Genomic DNA, 21,386 nt, shown 5'->3' on the forward strand with positions numbered 1-21,386 from the left:
ATCTCACGACCCGTCAAGACCCGCAGTGACCCGACCGCGCAGCCACCCTGCACGTCATGACCCGTCCAGCACAGGTGTCAGGACCGACTACGGATCAGAAGGTTGGGGGTTCGAATCCCTTCGGGCGCACACACCGACGAAACGGCCTCACCCGGCAGGGTAGGGCCGTTCGTCGTTCCAGCCGCGCCGTAGACTGCGCCGGTGCGACGCTCCGACCGGGATGTGCGGGTGTGCTTCGTCGGCGACTCGTTCGTCGCCGGCGTGGGTGACGAGGCGGCCCTGGGCTGGGTCGGGCGGGTCGTGGCCGCGTCGGCGCAGCGGGGTCTGCCGCTCACGGCGTACAACCTCGGCGTCCGGCGCGAGACGTCGGAACAGGTCGTGTCCCGTCTCGCGCGCGAGGTCGGTCCGCGGCTCGCGCTCGCGGACGAGCCGCGCGTCGTCGTCTCCTTCGGGGTGAACGACGCGTCGCTCGCGGACGGCACGCCCCGGCTCGAGGTCGCCCGCTCGGTCGCGGCACTGCGCCGCGTGCGGCAGGAGCTCGGGCAGCTAGCCGTGCTGGTCGTCGGCCCGGTCGCGGTGGAGGACGACGACCACAACGCGCGCAGCGCCGTCCTCGACGCCGCGTTCCGCGACGAGGCGACGCGTTCGGGCCTCCCGTACGTCAGCGTGCTGGACCGGACGGTGCGCGACGGCGTGTGGCGGCGTGAGGTGCGCGCGGGGGACGGGGCGCACCCGGGCTCGGCGGGCTACGAGGTCCTCGCGGGGATGCTCGCCGAACCGGTCCTCGACTGGATCGGGTGACCCGACACCCGGGATGTTCACGACCGCTCCTGATTTCCGCACGACCGTGCTACGGTCGCCAGCATGACCAAGGGCGACGAGACGCGGCAGGTGATCCTGCACCGTGGCGTGGAGGCCGCGTACCGCGTCGGGCTGTCCGGGCTCACCATCGGTGAGCTCGCCCGTGCCACGGACCTGTCGAAGAGCGGCCTGTACGCGCACTTCCGGTCCAAGGAGTCCCTCCAGCTCGCGGTCCTCGGCCAGGCGCGCGCGGAGTTCGTCGACTCGGTGATCGCCCCTGCGCTGCGCACGCCGCGCGGCGAGCCGCGCCTGCGGGCGCTGTTCGAAGGATGGCTCGCGTGCGACCTGCGGGAGGACCCGGGCGGGTGCCTGTTCGTCAAGGCGGCGACCGAGCTGTCCGCGCAGCAGGGCCCGGTGCGCGACCAGCTCGTGCGTGACCACCGGGACCTCTACGACGTCGTCGCGCAGGTCTACCGCACGTGCGTCGCCGAGGGCGGGTTCCGCGACGACGTCGACCCCGAGCAGTTCGCCTCCGACCTCTACGGCATCATGCTCGGGGTGAACCACGCCCACGTCTTCATGGCCGACCCGCGCGCCGAGGAGCGGGCCCGCAGCGCGTTCGAGGCCCTTCTCGACGGCGCCCGCACGCCGGCGCGCGAGCCCGCACCCGCTCGCTGAGCCGTCCACCGACCCGTCACCGACCGTCCCCTGACCGGCAAGGCCCGAGCAACACCGACCGAGAGGAATCTCCCGTGGCCGCACCAGAGTCGCAGAAAAGCACGATCGTTCGTGCAGATGACCGCCGTCGAGTCGTGCGCCGTCGACGCGCGGCCACCCAGCTCGCACTCCTGCGGGCGCGCCTCGCCGTGCTGCAGCGCGTCGCCCCGCGGCGAGCGGCCAGGCTCGCGCTCGCCCTGTGGTGCACCCCGCAGTCCGGTGGGCCCCGGCACGACAACCGGTCAGAGCCCGGAGCCATCACCAGCGTCACGACGGAGACGGGGGCGTCCGTCGTCGTCGAGACGTGGGCGCCCGCGCTCGGCGATCGGCCCGAGGCCGGGGTCGTGTACCTCGTCCACGGCTGGGGCGGGTGGCGGGGGCAGCTCGGCGCGTTCGTCGAGCCGCTGCGCGCGCAGGGGTACCGCGTCGTGACGTTCGACGCCCCGAGCCACGGCGACTCGGGGCACGGCGCCCTCGGGCGCCACCGCAGCACCATGCCGGAGATGGCGAGCGCGCTGGCCGCCGTCGTGCGCGCCCACGGGGACGCGACGGCCGTCGTCGCCCACTCGCTCGCGACGGCGACCACGGTGCTCGCGGTGCGCGACGGCCTACCGACCGGACGCCTCGTCCTGGTCGCCGCGATCGACGACGTACTGGGCGAGATCGACACGTTCGGGGACGCGCTGGGACTCACGCAGCGGACGCGCGACCTCCTGCGTGGGCTCGTCGCCGACGTCGCCGCCCGACCGCTCGGCGACCTCGACGTCCGCGACACGCTGCGCACGCACGCGGTGCCGCCGGCGCTCGTCGTGCACGACCGCGGGGATCTGAGGCTGTCGTTCGCCGTCGGGGCGGCGCTCGCCGCGGACTGGCCCGAGGGCGAGCTGCTCGCGACGGACGGGCTCGGGCACCACCGCATCCTGCGGGACCCCGACGTCGTGCGTGCCGTGGTCGACTACGTGGCACCGGTGCGCGCGGTGGGGTCGAGGTCCGGCGGGGCCGGCGTCAGGCAGGCGGTCCGTACCCCGCGGCCCGCATGACGGCGCGGGCCCGGCTCGACCGGGAGAGCATCACGCACCCCGGGATGAACGCGCCGAGGAGCAGCGGTCCCCCGAAGAGCATGAGAGCCCACACCACCAGCGCGAGGTAGCCGGCCGCGGCGTTGTCGGTGTCGCTGTCCGCGTACGCGAGCAGCACGACGCTCAGCAGCGCCGCACCGGCCATCAGCCCGACCGGCGCCCAGATCAGCCACCACGCGGTCCGCCGGTACCTGCTCGTGAACGCGGCGGGTGGCAGCGGCGCGGGCGCCCGTGCCCCCGGCGGCGGGTACCCGGGCCGGTGCTGGGGATAGCCCTGCTGGGCGTATCCCTGCTGCGGGGAGGCCTGCGGGTAGCCGGGCTGAGGGTAGCCCTGGGGATACCCGTGCTGCGGGTGCTGCAGCGGGGACGACGGCGGAGTCTGCCCGGGCGGTTCGGTCACGTGCCGTGAATACCAGTCGCGCGTCCGGAGCGCCAGTCCCGTCCACCGTCGCCGAGCACGACTCTGCTCCGCGTCGAGCACGACCTGGGCGTCGCCAACCGCCGGATGACGACACTGAGGTCGTGTTCGGCGGTAGCGTCCGGGCATGGCTACGGACAAGGTCGACCTCAAGGTCCTGCACCGCGAGCTCTACGCCCCGCCCCGCGGCCGGTTCGTCGAGGTCGACGTCCCGCCGCTCACCTACCTCGCCGTCGACGGCGTGGGCGACCCGAACACCTCGCCCGAGTACGCGGAGGCGGTCGAGGCGCTGTTCTCGCTCTCCTACGCGGTGAAGTTCGCGAGCAAGCGGGAGGGGCGCGACTACGTCGTCGGTCCTCTCGAGGGCCTGTGGACGGCGGACGACCCCGGGACGTTCGTGCGGCGCGAGAAGGACGCCTGGCGCTGGACGCTGCTGATCCTCCAGCCTGACTGGGTGGACGAGGACCTCGTCGTCGCGGCGACGGCGACGGTCGCGGCGAAGAAGGACGCACCGGCGGCGCTCGACCGCGTGCGGCGCACCTCGATCACCGAGGGCCGTTCCGTCCAGACCCTGCACGTCGGGTCGTACGACGACGAAGGCCCCGTCCTCGCCGAGCTGCACGACACGTACCTGCCCGAGCACGGCCTGACGTTCGCCGGTCCCCACCACGAGATCTATCTGAGCGACGTGCGGCGCACCGACCCGGCGAAGCTCCGCACCGTCCTGCGTCAGCCGGTGCGGCCGGGCTGAGTCGGCGCGGCTCCCGCTGCTACCGGCCGTCGCGCACGAGGAACGGGTCGAGCAGGCCCGGCGCCGCGCGGACGGCGAACGCGAGCGCCGCGTCGGCGGCCACGTCCGGCGCCTCGTAGACGCCCCAGCCCGCGGCCGTCATCGTCGAGACGGTCCTGAGCCCGAGCCGTCGCTGCAGGACGGACTCCCGCAGCGCGATCGTGCTCACCGCGTCGCGCCGCAGGACCGTGGTCGCGCGGCTCAGGAGCCCGGAGCGGACGACGAGGTGGTCGCCGGCGATCGCGTGGCCCAGCGCGCGCCACGCGACGACGGCGCCGGCGAGCGCGAGCACCCACAGCGCCGCGCCCCACCAGATCGCCACGAACGGGACCGCGCCGTTCGCCGCGAGCCACCACAGCGCCGCCGTCACCGCACCGGACGTCGCGGTCGCCCACCAGAGCCGACGTCGTAGCGCGCCGCGGGGGTGGCGCGCGAGCGGGACGGTCAGCGGGTCGGGTTCCGCACCGAGGATCGCGCGCGCGACCGGGCGCGCGACCCAGACCGGTCCGCGCGGCAGGATCGTGGCGGGCTGCGACGTCGACCACACGGAGAGCCCCGTCGTGATGACCTGCGTGTCGGCCATGCCCATCCAGCGCCACAGCAGCGGCTCGCCGAGCTGCACGCCGCGCAGGCGCCGGTCGTCGCGGTTGACCTCGCGCGTCGTGAACAGGCCGTGGCGCGTGCGGAGCTGGGTCCCCTTCTCGCCGGGGACGCGCGCGAGCTCGAAGCCCCAGTGCGTGGTGAAGAAGCTCACGGCCATCCCGACGGCGCCGACGACCCCCGTGACGAGCAGACCGATCGCGATCGTGGCCGGCATGCCGAGCGAGTCCCAGTCGAGCAGCCCCTGGACCCACGCGAGGAGGTCGACGCCGAACGTCGCACCCAGCCAGTAGGCGCCCCACATCAGGCCTGCGGCGGTGAAGAAGCCCCAGACGCTGACGACGTTGTAGACGACCCACGACGGCCGGAACCGGGCGAGCACCCGGTCGTCCGCGACGTCGCGGACCGGCCCCCGGACCGGCAGCCGAACCGCACCGCGGGTCGCGTGCGGCTCCTCCTGCGACGCGAGCAGCTCGCGGCGCAGCGCCTCGGCGTCCGCCCGCACGACGGCGTCGAGCGAGAGCGCCGACTCCCCGGCGACGAGCTGCTGCCCCGCACCGACGAGCACGACGCGCAGCCCCGCGACGCGGTGCCGCAGGCGCGCCGTGATGTCGACGGACCGGATGCGGTCGCGTCGCACCGAGCGGTACCGGCGCACGAGGATGCCCGTGCGGCGCTCGACGTAGTCCTCCGTGATGCGGTAGCGCGTGAAGATCCACCGCAGCACGTTGCGCACCGCTCCCAGCACGCCGAACGCGCCGATCATGACGAGCCCCCACAGCGAGTCCCAGCTCGCGTCGACGCCGAACACCCACACCGCGAGCGCCGTCGGCGTGAGCGAGAGGACCGTCTGCGCGAGGTCGACCCAGATCATCCGCTGGCTCAGCCGGAGCCAGGGCGCGTCGTCGGCGACGGCGACCGGGGCGCCGGACTCGCGGACGGCCTCGTCGGCGGGCCGGTGCGCGCCGGGGTCGGTCAGCTCGACGCTCATGTCGCGTCGCCCGGGGTGCGCTCGGTGACGACCGTGAGCCGCTCGGCGATCTCGGCGGCCACGTCCTTGTCGAGCCCGACGACGTTGATCGCCCCGCTCGACGACGCGGTGGTCACGCGCAGGGTCGCCAGTCCGAGCATCTGCTCGAGCGGCCCGCGCACGGCGTCGACGGTCTGGACGCGCGAGAGCGGCGCGACCCGCCACTCGCGCACGAGCCAGCCCGTGAGCCCGTAGACGGCCTGGTCCGTGGTCTCCCAGCGGTGGACCGCGTACCGCCAGCGCGGCTCGACGAGCACGCGGACGGCGGTCCAGAGCGCGGAGAGCACGATCGGCGCGACCAGCCAGGGCCGCGCGGGGACCCAGAGCCACGCGACGACGGCGAGCACCACGAGCACGAGACCGGCCGAGCACAGACCGCGGAGCATCCACCACCGCACCGCGCGCGCGTCGACCCGGTGCACGGGCGGGCGCAGGCGCAGCGGTGCGGAGCCCGGTGCGGAGGCCTGGGTCGGTTCCATGGTCGACACCCTGCCGGTCTCGGGCGCCGCTCGGGAGTGCCGGATGTCATGTCCTCGCCGGGGCGGACCGGGGCTCGTCAGGGCGCCTCCTGGAAGGCTGCCACCATGCGGTCGAGGTGCGCCTCGAGCTCGTGGGGCTCGCGCGCGTCACCGACGACTCCCGGACGCCTCTGCCACGGCGCGGGCCCGTCGGTCCTCCGGTAGGCGACGCCCCGCGCGTCCAGGCGTCCCAGGTGCACGGCCAGCCGCTCGAGGAACTCCTCGCCGTCCTTCTCGCCCGCGGACCACAGGGCCTCGGCGAGCGCCGCGAGACGCGGGAACGCCATGTAGTCGAGCACCTGCCTCGAGTCGATGTGCTCCGTCCACAGGTTCGCCTGCGCGCCGAGCAGCGCGCCCGTCGCGCCGTCGGCGTCCGGGTCGGTCGCACCGGTCGGGTCGAACCGGTAGACGTCGAGCAGGCTCGTCACGGTCCCGGTCGGGACGGGCTCGTCCGGGTCGTCGGACTGCCGGTAGTCGAGGTAGACGCGGTCCGCCGGTGACGAGACGACGTCGTACCCGCGCCGCGCACCGACCCGCACCCCGCGCTCGCCGCGCCAGGACGCGACGATCACGCCCGGCACGTCGGGTCCCTCGAGCACCTCGTCCCAGACCATGGCCCGACGGCCGTGGCGGCCCAGGTGCCCCGCGAGGCGGGCGACGAGCCAGTTGTGCAGCTCCGGGTCCGTCGCGCCCCCGAGCGCGGCGCGCCGCGCGGCGACGCGCGGGTCGTCCCGCCAGCGGCGTTTGGGCGACTCGTCGCCGCCGAGGCACACGACGGGAGAGGGGAACAGCGTCACGACCTCGTCGAGCACGTCGCACAGGATCGCGAGCGTGGCGTCGTCGAGGCTGAGCACGTGGTCGGAGATCCCCCAGCGGGTCCACACCTCGGGGGCGAGCAGACCGCCGTCCGGCCCGACCTCGAGCCCGGCGCCCAGGGCGGGGTACGCAGCGACGAGCGCCTGCACGTGCCCGGGCACCTCGATCTCCGGGACGACCGTCACGAAGCGGTCGGCGGCGTACGAGACGATCTGCTCGACGTCCGCCCGGGTGTACCACCCGCCGTGCGGGCGGCCGTCGCCCGGCGCGTCATCGCCGGCGCCGACCTGCGACTCGCGGCGCCAGCCGCCGACCTCGGTCAGGCGGGGATACCCGGCGATCTCGAGCCGCCACCCCTGGTCGTCGGTCAGGTGGAGGTGGAGGGTGTTCATCCGGTGCATCGCGATGAGGTCCACGAACCGCAGCACGTCGTCGAGCGGCAGGAAGTGCCGTGCGACGTCGAGCAGCACGCCGCGCCAGGCGAATCGGGGCGCGTCCTCGACGACGCCGCACGGCAGCTCCCACGGGCCGTCGCCGACCTGCGCGCGGGCGAAGACCGACGACGGCAGCAGCTGCCGCACGGCCTGGAGCCCGTAGAAGACGCCCGCGGGGTCGCCGCCGCGCACGACGAGGTGCGTCGTCGTGATCTCGAGCGTGAACCCCTCGGAGGGCAGTGCAGGGTCCAGGCCGAGCCGGATCGTCGCGTCCGTCGTCGGCGCGGGGGCCAGCGCGAGGCCGGTGGAGGCGCCCAGCTCCGCCCGGAACCACCCCGCCACGCGCTGCAGCGCGTCCGGCGCCCCCAGGGTGGAGGTCGCGTCGAGGCGGAGCGTGCCGTCCGCCCGGTCCCAGCGCAGCGGCCGGGGGACGAGCGCGGGCACGGCGTCGCTCGCCGGGACGCTCATCCCTTCACCGCCCCGGCCGTGAGTCCGCCCGTGACCTTGTTCTGCAGCACGGCGAACACGAGGAGCACCGGGAGCATGAACAGCGTGGCGGCCGCCATGGTCGCTCCCCAGTCGGTGCCGAAGGTGTTGCTGAACGACGACAGCCACACGGGCAGCGTGCGCTGGTCCTGGTCCTTGATGAGGAGCGTGTTCGCGAAGGCGAACTCGTTCCACGCCGTGATGAAGCCGAAGAGCGACGTGGAGAGCAGGCCCGGCGCGAGGAGGGGGAAGACGATCCGGCGGAACGCCGTGAGGTGCGAGCAGCCGTCGACGCGGGCCGCCTCCTCGAGCTCGACCGGGATCGCCTCGAGGAAGCCGCGCAGGGTGAGGACGGTGAACGGCAGGGTGATGACCACGTAGATCACGAGGAGCGTCGAGAGCTGGTCGAGAGCACCGGCGTCTCGTGCCACGACGTACATGGGGATGAGCAGGGCCTCCCACGGCGCCATCTGCGCCGCGAACACGACGAGCACGAACGCGCGACGGCCGGACCAGCGCAGCCGCGCCACCGCGAAGGCGGCGAGCGCCGCGACGACGAGCGCGACGAGCACCGCACCGACCGTGACGAGCAGGCTGTTGCGCCAGAACGACCAGAAGCCGTCGGCCGCGAAGGCCGTGCTGAAGTGGGTGGTCGTGAAGTTCTGCGGCCACAGCTGCGGGGTCTCGGACTGGATGTCGGGGGTCGGCTTGAACGCCGTGCTCACCATCCAGTAGACGGGGAAGAGCGAGGCGAGGAGCGTGATCACGGCCGCGACGCCGAGGGTGGCGCGCGTCCACGGGCGGGGGGTCATCGATCGGCCTCCTGGCGCAGGGACTGGCGGAAGTACACGAGCAGCAGGACGGTGAGCACGAGGACGGTGACGACGGAGACGGCGCCCGCCAGGTCGTACCGGTTGAGCGTCTGGGCGACCTGGTAGGCGTAGACCGGCAACGTGGTCGTGGCGTCGTTCGGGCCGCCCTCGCTGATCGCCCAGATCTGGACGAAGCACTTGAAGACCCAGATCACCTCGAGCGACGCGACGAGCCCGAACAGCGGCCGCAGGACCGGGAACGTGATGCGCCGGAACAGCGCCCACCCGGACGCGCCGTCGATCCGCGCGGCCTCGAAGAGCTCGGTCGGGACGGTCGTCAGGCCGGCGTACAGGGTGAGCGCGGCGAACGGGACCGACTGCCAGACGACGAGCACGACGATCAGCGCGAACGTCGCGAGGCCGTTCGCGAGCCACGAGTAGCCCTCGAACTGCTCGAGCCCCAGCTGGACGAGGAGCCAGTTGACGATCCCGAACCGCGACTGGAACAGCCACTGCCACACGGTCGTGGCCGCGATCACGGGCACCGCCCACACGATCACGAGCCCGGTCATGACCGCGACCCGCAGGAACCGGCCCAGGCGGGCGAGCATGAGCGCGACGAGCGTCGACAGCACCATGATGAGCACGACGTTCACCGCGGTGAACGCGAGCGTGCGGGCCACGACCTCCCAGAACACCCGGTCCGCGAGCAGCTCCCGGTAGTTCGCGAGACCCACGAAGGCCGGGTCGCCCTGGACGAGCTCGCGCAGGCCGAACGCCTGGAAGGACATGACGAGGTTGCGGACGACGGGGTACCCCAGCACCACCCCGACGAGCAGGACCGTCGGCGCGACCAGGAGGTAGGGCCAGACGGACGTCCGTCGCCGTCGTGGACCCGTCCGCGGAGCGGGGGGCCGCCGCCCTCCGCGCGGAGGGCGGCCTCGGTCGGGGACGCGCGGTGGTGTCGTCCTCGCGGCGACGTCGCTCGGGAAGGTCACGGGGCCTCCTGCGGCACTGGCGGGGTCTCGCGGTCGGGTCGCGGGTGGGACACCGACCGGTCGGGCACGGGGCAGGGGCGGGAGCGCCGGCAGGCCGAGAGGTCCCGGCCGGCGCTCCCGCCGGTTCGTGGAGCCGGTCAGCCCGCCTCGAGGGCTGCGGTGATCGCCTCCGAGGCGGCGGTCGCGGCTTCCTCCTGGTCGGCCCCCGTGAGGGCCTGGGTCATGTAGTTCTTGATCGGGTTGTTCGCCTCGACCGCCGCCCACTCGGGCGAGTTCGGGGTCGCGCGACCGTTGCGCGCCCCCTCGGCCATCGCGGCCGCCCCGGGGTCGTCCGCGAGGACGCCGGCGAGCGTCGTCTTGTTCGGGACGTAGCTCATCGCGACGGCGAGCTTCTCCTGCCACTCGTCCCCGGCGAGGGCAGCGACGAACGCGTACGCCTCGTCGGGGTGCGACGAGGTGAGCGGGATGACGAGGTCGGAACCGCCGGTGAAGACGGCTCCCGGCTCGTCGGCCGTCTTGCCCGGGATGGGGAAGTAGCCGATCTGGCCCTCGAGCTCGGGGTTCGCCTCGACGATCTGGCGTCCCGCGCCGGGCGTCGCGATGATCTGCGCGACGTTCCCCGCGGAGAACACGTCGACCTGGGGCGGGTTGGCCTCGTCGGAGTCCTTCGGTCCCTTGCCCAGCGCCTGGAGCTGCGCGTAGAAGTCCATGCCGGCGAGCGCCTCGGGCGTGTCGAGCGCGCCCTTCCAGACCTCGCCCTCCTGGACGGCGAGGTCGCCGCCCTCGTCCCACACGAACCCGGCGAGGGTGTACCAGTTCTGTCCCGGCAGGTAGATGCCCTGGACGTCGCCGGCGTTGAGCGTGGTCGTCGTGGCGACCCACTCGTCGCGCGTGGTCGGCGGCGCGGTGATCCCGGCCGCCTCGAAGAGCTCGGTGTTGTAGACGACGACGCGGTTGGCGGCGTAGTACGGGATGCCGTACTGCGCATCGCCGATGCGTCCCGGCTCGGCGAGGCCGGGGATCCAGTCCTCGCCGCCGAGCTCGTCGACCTTGTCCCCGAGGTCGGTCAGTCCGCCGCTCGCGGCGTACTGCGCGACCTGGGTGTTGCCGACCTCGATCACGTCGGGAGCGTCGTCGCTCGCGATCGCGGACACGACGCGCTGACCGATCCCGTCCCACTCCTGGATCTGCACGTTGACGTCGATGTCGGGGTTGTCCGCCTCGAAGTCGGTGACGAACTCCTCGAGGAAGGCGTCGGTCACGCTGTCGCGCATGAGCCAGACGTCGATGGTCGCGGCCTCGTCGGAGGGTTCCTCTCCGCCGGAGCCGGACGAGCACGCCGAGAGGGCCACAGCCAGCCCGGTCGCCAGGGCGAGGGCGGCGTATCGGTCTTTCCTCACGTTCACCTCACAGGTTGTGGGTATCCAGTGGACCACTGGTAAGTCAACTGGACAGTTTCATGGTGGAACGGGTGGGGTCAATCACCCGATGGTCACGATCCGGCCACGGTCCGGCCCCCGTCAGGAGCGGTCGGGCACCGTGTCGAGGTGGGCGACGTCGTCGGCCCGGTACCGGGCCACCTCGGCCTGGACCTGCGCCGGGGTCAGGCTCTGGCCCTGGGCGAAGTAGACGTAGTCCACCTTCTGGTCGTACGCACGGGGCGTGCTGCTCGCGACCAGGCCCCCCGAGATGATCCAGTGGTTGACGTTGATCGACATCGGCGTCTCCGGCACGTACGGCTGGCCGTGCGTCGCGAAGAGGCGGCCGTCGAGGTAGTACCGGATGAACGACTGGTCCACCGTGATGACGAGGTCGTGCCAGCCGGCGAAGCTCGTGCGCTCCTCGGTGTGGGTGTTGACCGCCTCCCAGGGCTCGGGCCGGTACGTCTCCCACGACGTCGCGTAGAGGATGTTCGCGGGCTCGCCCCAGCCGCCGTTGGGCAGGTACTCGAAGTCGAGCTCGCCGTAGTCCGGGTCCATCGGGGCGTCGAGCGGCGTGATGGTGAAGAAGGTCTGCACCATGTGGTCGCCGTCCGGGCCGGAGCGCGGGGCGTCGCTGAAGTGCACGCGCGCCGCGTACGTCCCGGCCGTGAACTTCTGCTCGTGGTACAGCTCGGACTGGCGCGTCCCGGCCGCCGTCCCGTCGGTGCTCGTCTCGAGGTTGAGCACGGGGTTCCCGTCGACGACGGGGAACGTCAGGTTCTCCGGCGCCCACGTCGCTCCCGGCACCCCCGGTCCACCGGCACCTGACTTCACCGTCCAGCCGCGCTGGGCGAGGCGGGGGTCGGAGTGGCCCGTGTAGGCGAAGTCGTCGAAGAGGACGGGCCCCGGGTCCGGCGGATCCACCGGTCCGCCCGTGTCCTCCTCGCCGGGCGCCGTGCCCCAGACGACCTCTCCGCCCGCACGGGCGGTGATCTTCTCCGACGCGGCGTAGGAGGTGCGGGACGCGTCGAAGGAGTAGTCGTCGCCCTGGGCGATGCGCTGCCAGTCGGCTCGGAAGAACCGCAGCTGGAGGTCGCCCGAGTGCTCTCCCGGGGCGAGGGAACCGGCCCCGGCAGCGAAGCCCACCTCGAGGAACCGGTCGGCAGCGGCCTCGGGATCGGTGATCTCGCCGAACGTCCCGGAGACGTTGGCGCAGCCGCGCACCGCCCAGGAGCAGGCGAAACGGTACTGGCCGACGCCCGGGTCGGCGGTGAAGTAGTAGCGGACCGTGAGGTCGGAGAGCGAGACGGGCGACGAGCCGACGTTGCGGATCCGCAACCAGGGCTCCACCTGGTCCGTGGTCGCCGAGGTGCTGCTCGTGCGGTACTCGACGACGACGTCCGGCGCGTCCTCGGCGACGGCCGGGGGCGCCGCCAGGAGCGTCGCGACGAGCCCGGCGGCCGCGACGGCGACCGCGAGGCGCCGTCCGGCGGAGGGTCTTCTGAGCAAGGTGGGCATGGTGATCTCCCGTTCGTGGTCTTCCGGGTGGACAGGCCGACGCGGGTGCTCGCGGGCTTCCGTGAGCACCGGTGGGCGCCGGTGTGCGTGACGTACGGTGGAGCGTCGTTGCTGGTACCAGTGGTCACTTCAAGTGGTCAACCGTGGCCAACATGGCACAGGGTGGCGGACTCGTCAAGGGCTGGCCTCGGGCGGCCGGGAGATGTCGACCGACGCGGTGTCGGCACGCCGCTCGCCGCGGCATCCCGCCGTTCGTGAGAGCGGTCTCACGGTGGAGGTGGCGCCGCGGCCGTGGCTGGCCCGCCGACGGCGTGCCTAAGATGCCCTGTGCACCACTGGTCAATGGCGGTGCCCCGGCACGAGAAGGAGGCACGGTGGAGGAGATCCGTTCCGGTCCGACGCGCAAGCGCGAGCAGGTGCGCGACCGGATCCTCGAGCTCGTCGAGTCGAGCCCGGTCGGTCATCCGCTGCCCTCGGAGCGCGACCTGAGCAAGCAGCTCGGCGTGTCCCGCCCGACGCTGCGCTCGGCGGTGGACGAGCTCGTCGCGGCCGGTCTCGTCATCCGGGAGCACGGACGCGGCATGTTCGTCGCGCGCGAGAAGGTCACGCAGGAGCTCGTCTCGCACGAGGCCGTCGCGGACGCCCCCCGTGCTCAGGGCGCGTGGTCGAGCCGCGTGCTCGACCTGACGACGATCGCGGCCGGGCCGCGCGTCGGCCGCCGGCTCACCGTCTCCCCGTCCGCGCCGGTGACGCACGTGGCCCGCCTCGCTCTCGTCGACGGCGAGCCGATCGCCATCGAGTACCTCTACTTCCCGGCGCACCTGGTCCCGGGGCTCGCGGCGGGCGACGTCGAGTCCGGTGACCTCTATGACCTCCTGCGCGAGCGCTACGGCGTCCGGGTCAGCAGGGCGACCCAGTCGATGGAGGCGACCGTGACGAGCGAGGAGGAGGCGTCCATCATGGGCGTCGCGCCGTTCTCCGCGGCGCTCGTCTTCGAGCGGCTCACGGTCGACGTCGACGCGCGGCCCGTCGAGTACGTCCACTCGCTCTACCGCGGGGACAGGTACCGGATCGTGTCGCGGCTCGCGCTCGACACGGCGACGCCCGACCCGTCACGTCCGGCCGAGGGGCGCCCGGCGGGCGCCCACTACCCGGGGATGCCGGGGAGCCTCGCGGGCGCACCCGTCGCCTACCGCACGACGGGCGACGTCCAGTCCTCGGGCTGAGCCCGTCGGTCAGAGGCCGCTCGCGAGGAGGAAGACCGCGGTCGCGTGCGCGAGCGTCGCCGGGATCACGCCGTTCCAGGCGCGCAGCCCCGCGCAGACGAGCCCTTCGGCGAGGGTGAACACGAGGATCGGCCAGCCGACGTCGGTGACCGTGGTCGCGAGGTAGGCGTGGCACGCGGCGAACAGCACGCCGAACGCGACGTCCCCGCCTCGGTCGCCGACCGGGTGCGCGGAGCCGAGGAGCAGGAAGGGCGTCGCGACGACGGCGCCCGCGGCCAGTCCCGCGAGGATCATCCTGGCGTCGACGGACCCCCACCGCACGAGGGCACGCAGGTCGGGGGCGCGCCACAGGACGAGCGCTGACAGTACTTCCCGAACAAGGAGGCGCTCGTGGTGGCGCTCGCCGCGCGACACCTCGCCGTGACGTCCTCCGAGCTCCGCGACCTTCTCGCCGATCCGTCCGGGCCTCGGGGAGCCTTCGCGATCTCCTCCGGACGGTCATCGGGGCGACCGCCCGGGCGCACGTCGACGAACCCGCGGCCGACCTTGGACCTGATCACCGGTCTCTGGGAACGCGCGCTCGCGTGACGGTCCGGGACGGCCGGTCGAGGCCGTCCGCCTGGTGCTCGACGGCGGGCGGCGGCTCGGTGACCGTTCTCAGCCCTCCGCGGCGGCGACGAGCTCGGACTGGAACGTCGCGAGGTCGGAGTCCCCTGTCGTGAACGTGCTCGTCGCGTCGGAGATCGCGTTGAGCGTCGCGACGGGCACGGCGGCACCGTGCGCGAGGGAGGGCACGATGGTGTCCTGGCCGAACGACTCGATCGCGGTCTGCTGGTACGCGGAGAACTCCGCCGGGTCGGCGTCGGTGCGGGCCGGGATGGAACCCTTGGCCTTGTTGAAAGCGACCTGGCCCTCCAGCGAGCCGACGGTCTCGAGCCACGCCTTGGCCCCCTCGGGGTTCGGCGCTCCCGCAGGGAGGGTGAACGAGTCGGCGAGGAAGTCGAACACGCCGTCCGTGCCCGGGACGGGAGCAGCGGTGAAGTCGGTACCGAGCACCTTGCCCTGCTCCTCGAACGCCGCGACGGCCCAGTCGCCCATGACGTTGAACGCGGCGGTGCCGTCGACCACCATCTGCGTCGCCTCGGGCCAGTCGAGCCGGTCACGGTCGGTGTTGGTGTAGCTCATGAGCCTCTCGAAGTCCTCGAGGGCGGCCGTGACCTCGGCGCCGGACCAGTCGGTCGAGCCGTCCCAGAGGCCGCTGTACGCCTCCGGGCCGAGGTGGGCGAGGAGGACCGTCTCGAGCAGGTGGACCTGGGTCCACCTCGTGGCGACCGACAGCGGCGTGACGCCTGCGGACCGGAGCTTGTCGAGGTCCGCCATCCAGGCGTCGAGGTCGGCGTACCGCGCCGCCGGGTCGATGCCGTGCGCCGCGAGGACCGTCGGGTTGGCCCACAGCACGTTGGCGCGGTGGACGTTCACGGGGACCGAGTAGATCGCACCGTCGGTGGATCTGAGGCGGTCGACGAGCTCGGCCGGGAAGACGTCCACGAGGCCGAGCTCGTCGTACAGGGAGGAGACGTCCTCGATCTGTGCGGCGTCGACGTAGTCCTGCAGCTCGGCACCGGCGTGCGCCTGGAACGTGTCCGGCGGGTCCTGTGCCCGGAGGCGGGACTGGAGGAGGTCCTTCGCCGCCGATCCGGCGCCACCGGCGACCGCCCCGTTGAAGAACTCGACCTCCGGGTGCTGCTCGTCGAAGACGCCGACCAGCGCGTCGAGGCCCGCCTTCTCGGAGCCCGCGGCCCACCAGGTGAAGACCTCGACGTCGTCGGAGCCGTCGCCCTCGACGGGGCTCACCTCGTCGGGAGCACCGCTGCACGCGGCGAGCGCGAGACCCACGAGAGCGGCCGTCACCGCCGTCGTGCTCCTGCGAGCGATGCGCATCGTCATCTCCCTACGCCTTCTCCGGACGTGCGGACCGGCTCCGCGCCCGTCTCGCGCGCGGTAGGGCGCACCGGCGCGCCCCTCGAACCTGCTGCCCATACAACGGCGTGCGCCACCGCGCTGTCAAAAGGGAGGTGAGCCCTCCGCCGTCGTCCCGATCACGCGTCACCCCAGGTGGTGGAACGCCGACGGTATCCTGACCGTCGTGCGCGCTGACCGGTTGACCCCGGGCTCGCAGACTTCACTGCGTGAGGCCAACCGAGCCAGGATCGTGAGCGCCGTCCAGCAGCGTGGCTCCCTCACGCAGATCGAGCTGGCCGGCGTCACGGGGCTGTCCCCGGCCACGGTCTCCAACATCGTCAAGGAGCTCACGGGGGCGGGCGTCCTCCACACCTCGCCGTCGACGCGCAGCGGCCGGCGAGCGCTGCAGGTCACGCTCGCGCGCAACCTGGGGCTCGTGGCCGGGGTGCACTTCGGGACCCGCTCGCTGCGGGTCGCCCTCGCCGACGCCTCGATGCGGGTGCTCGCCCTCCAACGCATGCCGCTCGCCCCGGACCACCGTGCCGACACGGGCCTCCAGCGCGCCGCGATGCTGGTCGAGGAGATGGTCGCGTCCGTCGACGCGGCTCCCGGCGAGCTCCTCGCCGTCGGCGTCGGGGTCCCGGCGCCCGTGGACGTGCGCACCGGGCGCATCGCGACCGTGGGGATGTTGCGCGGCTGGGACGGCGTCGTCGTGCCGGAGCTGCTCGAGTCCGAGCTCGGTGCCCCGGTGACGGTCGACAACGACGCGAACCTCGGCGCGCTGGCCGAGACCCGGTTCGGCGCCGCCGTCGGGCACGACGCCGTCGCGTACCTGCGCGTGTCGCACGGCGTCGGCGGCGGCCTCGTGCTCGGCGGTCGGGTGGTGCACGGGCGCGCGGGCGTCGCGGGCGAGGTCGGGCACGTGACGATCGACGAGAACGGGCCGGTCTGCCGGTGCGGCAACCGCGGCTGTCTCGAGATGTTCGTCGGGGCGAACGTGCTGCTCGGCATGCTCTCGGAGAGCCGCGGGCACCTCACGCTGCGCGACGTCATCGCGCGCGCCCGCGAGGGCGACCCCGGGTGCCGCCGCGTCCTGTTCGACGCCGGGCAGCACCTCGGTGTCGCCGCCGCGAACCTGTGCAACCTGTTCGACCCCGAGATCGTCGTCGTCGGCGGACAGCTCGCCGAGGCGGGTGAGATCCTCCTCGGACCGCTGCGCACCGTCCTCGAGCAGCGCACCGTGCCCAGCACCGCCGGACCCGTCGAGGTCGTCGCGTCCGCGCTGGGCTCGGCGGCCGAGGTCCGCGGTGCGCTCGCCGTCGCGCTCGACACCGCGCGCGTCCGCGGCGCCCTGGGGGTGGGTGGATGAGTCGCCGCACCGGGACCGCGCGACGCTCGCCGCGTCGTCGGGCCCCCCTGCTCGCCGCGCTCGCCGCGGTGACGCTCGCGCTCGGCGCGGGCTGCGCCGTCGACCAGGGCACGGAGCAGACCGGCCGCTCCGAGGGGACGATCGGGCTCCTGCTGCCCGAGGCCAAGACGGCCCGGTACGAGACCACCGACCGGCCGACGTTCGTGGCCGTGGTGGGGCAGCGGTGCCCCACGTGCGAGGTGCTGTACGCCAACGCCGCGCAGGACGCGGCGAACCAGCAGCTGCAGGCCGAGTCGATGCTCGCACGCGGCGCCGACGTGCTCGTGCTCGACGCGGTCGACTCCGTCGCAGCCGTGAGCATCGTCGCGCAGGCCCGGCGCCTCGAGGTACCGGTCATCGCCTACGATCGCTTCGTCGCCGACGCGGACTACTACGTGTCGTTCGACAACGAGCTCATCGGGTACCTCCAGGGCGTGGCGCTCGTCGACGCGGTCCTCGCGGCCGCGGAGCAGGACCCGCCTCCGGACCGTCGGCGACCGGGCGTCCTGCTCGTCCACGGGTCGCCGACAGACCCGAACGCCGCGGAGTACGCGGCCGGAACCCGCCGTGCCTTCGACGGAGAGGACATCGACGTGCTCGCCGAGTACGAGACCCCCGACTGGAGCCCCGACAAGGCGAACGAGTGGGTCGAGGGCCAGCTCACCCAGTTCGCAGGCCGCGTCGACGGCGTGCTCGCCGCGAGCGACGGCGTCGCGGGCGGGGCGATCGCCGCGATGAAGGCCGCCGGCCTCGACCCCGTCCCGCCCACGACCGGGCAGGACGGCGAGCTCGCCGCCGTCCAGCGCATCCTCTCGGGAGACCAGTACATGACCGTCTACAAGGCGACCGCGCAGCAGGCCCGCACGGCGGCGGAGCTCGCCGTGCGCGTGCTGCGCGGCGAGGACCCGAGCGCGACGGCGGTCATCGACGGGGTGCCGAGCCTCCTGCTCGCGCCGCGCGCCGTCGGCGTCGACGACGTCCAGCGGGTGATCGTCGACGGCGGCGTCTACACCGTGGACGAGATCTGCACGCCGTACTACGTCGACGCGTGCCTCGACGCCGGCCTGCTGGAGGTGTCGTGAGCGCGCGCGAGCCCGTGCTGTCCCTGCGCGGGGTGTCGAAGAGCTTCGGCGGGGTGCGCGCCCTCGTCGACGTGGACGTCGACGTGCACGAGCACGAGGTCCTCGCCGTCGTCGGCGACAACGGCGCGGGAAAGTCGACGCTCGCGGGCGTCGTCGCCGGCGCGTTCCGGCCCGACGCGGGGCAGGTCCTGCTCGACGGCGATCCCGTCGTCCTCGCGTCGCCGGCGACGGCCCGCGCGCACGGCATCGCCGCCGTCTTCCAGCAGCTCGCGCTCGTCGACGACCTCGACGTCGTAGAGAACGTGTTCCTCGGGCAGGAGACGCTGCACGGGCCGTTCCTCGACGAGATCGCGATGGAGCGCGAGGCGTGGGCGCTGCTCGACCAGCTGGCCGCGACCGTGCCGTCGGTGCGCCAGCCGGTGCGCACGCTGTCCGGGGGGCAGCGGCAGGTCGTCGCCGTCGCACGCGCCCTGCTCGGCGCCCCGCGGGTCCTCGTCCTCGACGAGCCGACGGCGGCCCTCGGCATCCGCCAGACGGCCGAGGTCCTCAACCTCATCGAGAAGCTGCGCGAGCGGGGTCACGCGGTCGTGCTCATCAGCCACCAGGCGGGCGAGCTCCAGGCGGTCGCGGACCGCATCGTCGTGCTGCGCCTCGGGCGCGTGCACGGCGAGTTCTCCGGCGACACGTCGTACGAGGACCTGCTCGCGGCGATGACGGGCGCCGTCCGACCCGCCCGCCCGGCCGGCCCCGGCCGGGAGCGCGGCGTCCGGCGGGCCGACGGGACCGGGGCGGTGCAGCGATGAGCGTCCCCGGCCGCACCTCCGGCGCCACCCTCGACCGCCAGGGCGCGCTCTCGGGCAGCGTCGTGCAGCGCGTGCGCGGCGCGCACCTGGGCATGCTCCCCATCGTCGGGGCGCTCGTCCTCATCTGGGTCGTGCTCGGCGCGATCAACCCGGCGTTCCTGTCCGCCGAGAACCTCGTCAACCTCACGCTCCAGAGCGCGCCCACCGGGATCATCGCGCTCGGCGTCGTGCTCGTGCTGCTCGTGGGGCAGATCGACCTGTCGGTCGGCTCGGTGAGCGGGCTCGCGGCGGCCGTGCTCGCGGTCGGGACGGTCGGTCTCGGCTGGCCGGTGGCGCTCGCGATCGTGGCCGCGCTCGCGGTGGGGGTCGTCGTCGGGCTCGGGTACGGGGCTCTCTCGACGCGGCTCGGGCTGCCGTCGTTCGTCTTCACGCTCGCCGGCCTGCTCATCTTCACCGGCGTCCAGCTTCGCGTCCTGGGGCCGAACGGCTCCGTCAACCTCCCGTTCGAGTCGTGGCTCGTGCGGACCGTCCAGCAGGGGTTCCTCGCTCCGGGGGTCGCCTGGGGCCTGGTCGTCGTCGTCGTCCTCGGGTACGCCGGGCTGCGCGTCCTCGACCACGCGCGCCGCGTGCGTGCGGAGCTCCCGAGCCCCGGGCTCGTCCGCATCGCCGTCCGGACCGGGATCCTCGCAGCCGTCCTCGCCGGCACGGTGGCCTACCTGGGCACCGCGCGCGGGATCGGGTACACGGTCGTGCTGTTCCTCGCGCTCGTCGTCGTCGTGGACGTGCTGCTGCGCCGCACGCGCTGGGGCCGCTCGGTGCGCGCCGTCGGCGGGAACCGGCGCTCCGCGGTGCTCGCGGGCGTCGCGGTGCGCCGCACGGTGGTGTCGTGCTTCGTCGCGTGCTCGACCTTCGCCGCGCTCGGCGGCGTCCTCGCCGCCGGCCGCCTGGCGGCCGCGAACCAGGGGACGGGCGGAGCCGACACCTACCTCACGGCGATCGCCGCGGCGGTCATCGGCGGCACGAGCCTGTTCGGCGGGCGCGGCAGCGCCTGGTCCGCGCTCCTCGGCGTCCTCGTCATCCAGTCGATCGCGAACGGGCTCACGCTGCTCAACCTCGACACGGCGACGCGCTACATCGTGACGGGAGCGGTGCTGCTGCTCGCTATCGTCGTCGACATGCTCATCCGTGGTCGTCGGGAGGTCTGAGAATGGTCCAGCAGGGGGAAGACGGCGGGCCGGTGCCGCCGGGCGGGTCCACGACGGCGCTCGCGGACGGCGGGGCGGCGCGCCCGCACGTCGGGCGGGGAGGCCGTCGGCCCACGCTCGCCGCCGTGGCCGAGGCCGCCGGGGTGAGCCTCAAGACGGCGTCGCGCGTCCTCAACGAGGAGCCCAACGTCGCGCCGCCCACGCGCGCGAAGGTGCAGGAGGCGGCGCTGCGGCTCGGGTTCCGGCGCAACGCCGTCGCTGCGGACCTCGCGCGCGGAGGGTCGTCACGCCTCGTCGGTTTCGTCACCGGCGACCTCGCGAACCCGTTCTACTCGGCGCTCGCGAGCGGCATCGAGCGCGAGCTGCGCCACCACGGCCTGCAGCTCATCACGACGAGCTCCGACGAGGAGCCCGAGCGCGAGCACTCGCTCACCGAGGCGCTCGTCGAGCGCCGCGTGGGGGCGCTCGTGGTGACGCCGACCTCGACCGACCACGCGGCGCTGCAGCGCGAGCTCGACGACGGGCTGCCCGTCGTCTTCGTCGACCGCCCCGCGCAGGGGGTCGACGCGGACACGGTCGTCATCGACAACCGCGGCGGCGTGCGCGACGCCGTCACCCACCTGCTCGGGCACGGTCACCGGCGCATCGCCCTCGTGGGCGACGTCTCGCGCCTGTGGACGTTCCAGGAGCGTCGCGACGAGTTCGTCGCGACGCTGCGCGGCGCCGGGATCGAGGACCCTTCCCGCTACGTGCGCGACGGTGCGCACGACGCCGAGCTCGCGCACGCGTTCGTCGCCGAGCTGCTCGCCCTGCCGGAGCCGCCGACGGCGCTCGTCACGGCGAACAACAAGATCACGGTCGGCGCGCTGCACGCGCTCCGGGACCGCTCGACCCGCGGCGGCGCGCCCGAGGTGGCGCTCGTCGGCTTCGACGACTTCGAGCTCGCCGACCTGCTGGACGTGACGGTCGTGGGCTACGACGTCGTGGAGATGGGCCGGCAGGCGGCGGCGCTGGCCGTCTCGCGCGCCGAGAACCCGACCCTCGCCCCGCGGCTGGTCGTCGTCCCGACGCGGCTGGTCGTGCGGGGCACCGGCGAGGTGCGGGGACCGGTGACGTGAGGCGTCCGGGACCTCGGCCGGACCCGCGTCGGGAGGACTCCCGGCCGCGCGACGTTGACAAGCGGCCCGGCGCGGCATAGGTTCGGAGCCGCCCCTGACAGCGCTTCCCCCCTGCGCGCTGTCAGGGGCACCTACGAATCCTGA

20 protein-coding genes are annotated in these 21,386 nt (G+C 73.6%); 10 read left to right on the top strand and 10 right to left on the bottom strand.

Going from position 1 to position 21,386, the window contains the following annotated elements:
* Positions 1–201: 201 nt before the first annotated feature.
* From AC4H2H_RS04385 to AC4H2H_RS04395, 3 genes are all read left to right on the top strand, one after another.
* Positions 202–801 (top strand): GDSL-type esterase/lipase family protein, encoded by a 600-nt coding sequence (locus AC4H2H_RS04385; protein WP_494369598.1) that lies wholly within the window; start codon positions 202–204, stop codon positions 799–801.
* Positions 802–864: 63 nt separating this feature from the next.
* Positions 865–1,479, top strand: coding sequence for a TetR/AcrR family transcriptional regulator (locus AC4H2H_RS04390; RefSeq protein ID WP_494369599.1), 615 nt, complete (start codon positions 865–867; stop codon positions 1,477–1,479).
* Positions 1,480–1,613: 134 nt separating this feature from the next.
* The gene (locus tag AC4H2H_RS04395) at positions 1,614–2,558 is read left to right on the top strand and encodes an alpha/beta fold hydrolase (protein WP_494369600.1); all 945 of its coding nucleotides are present in this window, start codon (positions 1,614–1,616) and stop codon (positions 2,556–2,558) included.
* Here the strand turns inward: AC4H2H_RS04395 and AC4H2H_RS04400 are convergent.
* Positions 2,524–2,997, bottom strand: a complete 474-nt coding sequence (locus AC4H2H_RS04400) for a hypothetical protein (protein ID WP_494369601.1) — start codon at positions 2,995–2,997, stop codon at positions 2,524–2,526. The genes AC4H2H_RS04395 and AC4H2H_RS04400 overlap by 35 nt on opposite strands.
* 145 nt (positions 2,998–3,142) lie before the next feature.
* Between AC4H2H_RS04400 and AC4H2H_RS04405 the strand changes: the two genes are divergently transcribed.
* The gene (locus AC4H2H_RS04405) at positions 3,143–3,766 is read left to right on the top strand and encodes a GyrI-like domain-containing protein (protein ID WP_494369602.1); all 624 of its coding nucleotides are present in this window, start codon (positions 3,143–3,145) and stop codon (positions 3,764–3,766) included.
* Between the two features lie 19 nt (positions 3,767–3,785).
* Here the strand turns inward: AC4H2H_RS04405 and AC4H2H_RS04410 are convergent, their stop codons facing one another.
* The 7 genes from AC4H2H_RS04410 to AC4H2H_RS04440 form a co-directional block, all read right to left on the bottom strand.
* Complete coding sequence (locus AC4H2H_RS04410; RefSeq protein ID WP_494369603.1) at positions 3,786–5,396, bottom strand: PH domain-containing protein; 1,611 nt, start codon at positions 5,394–5,396, stop codon at positions 3,786–3,788.
* Positions 5,393–5,914, bottom strand: coding sequence for a PH domain-containing protein (locus AC4H2H_RS04415; RefSeq protein WP_494369604.1), 522 nt, complete (start codon positions 5,912–5,914; stop codon positions 5,393–5,395). The genes AC4H2H_RS04410 and AC4H2H_RS04415 overlap by 4 nt, the downstream gene beginning before the upstream one ends.
* 77 nt (positions 5,915–5,991) lie before the next feature.
* Positions 5,992–7,671, bottom strand: coding sequence for a beta-N-acetylhexosaminidase (locus tag AC4H2H_RS04420; protein ID WP_494369605.1), 1,680 nt, complete (start codon positions 7,669–7,671; stop codon positions 5,992–5,994).
* Positions 7,668–8,501 carry a carbohydrate ABC transporter permease gene (locus tag AC4H2H_RS04425; protein ID WP_494369606.1) on the bottom strand — a complete coding sequence of 278 codons (834 nt, stop codon included), beginning with the start codon at positions 8,499–8,501 and terminating at the stop codon, positions 7,668–7,670. The genes AC4H2H_RS04420 and AC4H2H_RS04425 overlap by 4 nt, the downstream gene beginning before the upstream one ends.
* A complete protein-coding gene (locus tag AC4H2H_RS04430; RefSeq protein WP_494369607.1) occupies positions 8,498–9,499 on the bottom strand; it encodes a carbohydrate ABC transporter permease in 1,002 nt (333 codons plus the stop codon). Before AC4H2H_RS04430 ends, AC4H2H_RS04425 begins: the two co-directional genes overlap by 4 nt.
* Before the next feature lie 137 nt (positions 9,500–9,636).
* Positions 9,637–10,899 (bottom strand): extracellular solute-binding protein, encoded by a 1,263-nt coding sequence (locus tag AC4H2H_RS04435; RefSeq protein WP_494369608.1) that lies wholly within the window; start codon positions 10,897–10,899, stop codon positions 9,637–9,639.
* 120 nt (positions 10,900–11,019) lie between these two features.
* On the bottom strand, positions 11,020–12,438 hold the full coding sequence (locus AC4H2H_RS04440; protein ID WP_494369609.1) for a cellulose binding domain-containing protein: 1,419 nt from the start codon (positions 12,436–12,438) through the stop codon (positions 11,020–11,022).
* A 374-nt stretch (positions 12,439–12,812) separates the two neighbouring features.
* Here AC4H2H_RS04440 and AC4H2H_RS04445 point away from each other — a divergent pair, with 374 nt between their 5' ends.
* Positions 12,813–13,664, top strand: a complete 852-nt coding sequence (locus tag AC4H2H_RS04445) for a GntR family transcriptional regulator (protein WP_494369610.1) — start codon at positions 12,813–12,815, stop codon at positions 13,662–13,664.
* A 9-nt stretch (positions 13,665–13,673) separates the two neighbouring features.
* Here the strand turns inward: AC4H2H_RS04445 and AC4H2H_RS04450 are convergent, their stop codons facing one another.
* Both AC4H2H_RS04450 and AC4H2H_RS04455 read right to left on the bottom strand, forming a co-directional pair.
* Positions 13,674–14,078, bottom strand: coding sequence for a hypothetical protein (locus tag AC4H2H_RS04450; protein ID WP_494369611.1), 405 nt, complete (start codon positions 14,076–14,078; stop codon positions 13,674–13,676).
* A gap of 243 nt (positions 14,079–14,321) precedes the next feature.
* Positions 14,322–15,605: an ABC transporter substrate-binding protein gene (locus AC4H2H_RS04455; RefSeq protein WP_494369764.1), complete on the bottom strand. Its 1,284-nt coding sequence runs from the start codon at positions 15,603–15,605 to the stop codon at positions 14,322–14,324.
* 271 nt (positions 15,606–15,876) lie between these two features.
* On the opposite strand from AC4H2H_RS04455, the gene AC4H2H_RS04460 reads away from it, so the two are divergent.
* From AC4H2H_RS04460 to AC4H2H_RS04480, 5 genes are read left to right on the top strand one after another with little or no spacing between them, the layout of a single operon-like run.
* Entirely contained in the window at positions 15,877–16,995 is a 1,119-nt protein-coding gene (locus AC4H2H_RS04460; RefSeq protein WP_494369612.1) for an ROK family transcriptional regulator, read from the top strand.
* The gene (locus tag AC4H2H_RS04465) at positions 16,992–18,116 is read left to right on the top strand and encodes a substrate-binding domain-containing protein (RefSeq protein ID WP_494369613.1); all 1,125 of its coding nucleotides are present in this window, start codon (positions 16,992–16,994) and stop codon (positions 18,114–18,116) included. The genes AC4H2H_RS04460 and AC4H2H_RS04465 overlap by 4 nt, the downstream gene beginning before the upstream one ends.
* A complete protein-coding gene (locus tag AC4H2H_RS04470; RefSeq protein WP_494369614.1) occupies positions 18,113–18,919 on the top strand; it encodes an ATP-binding cassette domain-containing protein in 807 nt (268 codons plus the stop codon). Before AC4H2H_RS04465 ends, AC4H2H_RS04470 begins: the two co-directional genes overlap by 4 nt.
* Entirely contained in the window at positions 18,916–20,124 is a 1,209-nt protein-coding gene (locus AC4H2H_RS04475) for a sugar ABC transporter permease (protein ID WP_494369615.1), read from the top strand. Before AC4H2H_RS04470 ends, AC4H2H_RS04475 begins: the two co-directional genes overlap by 4 nt.
* Before the next feature lie 2 nt (positions 20,125–20,126).
* Positions 20,127–21,242 (top strand): LacI family DNA-binding transcriptional regulator, encoded by a 1,116-nt coding sequence (locus AC4H2H_RS04480; protein WP_494369616.1) that lies wholly within the window; start codon positions 20,127–20,129, stop codon positions 21,240–21,242.
* Positions 21,243–21,386 lie beyond the last annotated feature (144 nt).

Source organism: Cellulosimicrobium sp. BMG9.22 (assembly GCF_059159975.1).